This is a genomic window from Pseudomonas sp. 05N434 (assembly GCF_056396965.1).
The window spans coordinates 1-340 of record NZ_JBFTMK010001216.1; the positions used below are offsets into that span (position 1 = coordinate 1).

Here is a 340-nt window from a genome sequence, read left to right on the forward strand (position 1 = left end):
TTGGTGGTGACGCGCAAGGCGACACCCTGGTCAACATCGAAAAGGTCATCGGTACGGGGTTCAACGACACGTTCAACGTTGACCTGAGCACCGTGACCCTTGATGGGGGCGCGGGTGATGATGTCTACATCATCAACGGTTCTGGCGGCACGATCATCGAGCAGGTGGGTGGCGGTAATGACGAGATCCGTACCAGCTACGCCACTTTCTCCATGGCGGCCAACGTTGAGCGCCTGACGTATACCGGGGCGGCAGCCTTTACCGGTTACGGCAACGCCAGCGACAACATCATCAGCGGCGGTGCCGGTAATGACGTGCTGTTTGGTGGCGGCGGTGCAGA

General features: G+C 59.7%; 1 pseudogene. It reads left to right on the forward strand.

Features of this window, described 5'->3' with window-relative positions:
- Nucleotides 1–340, forward strand: a pseudogene (locus AC1DLB_RS32500) (beta strand repeat-containing protein); the annotation flags it as partial.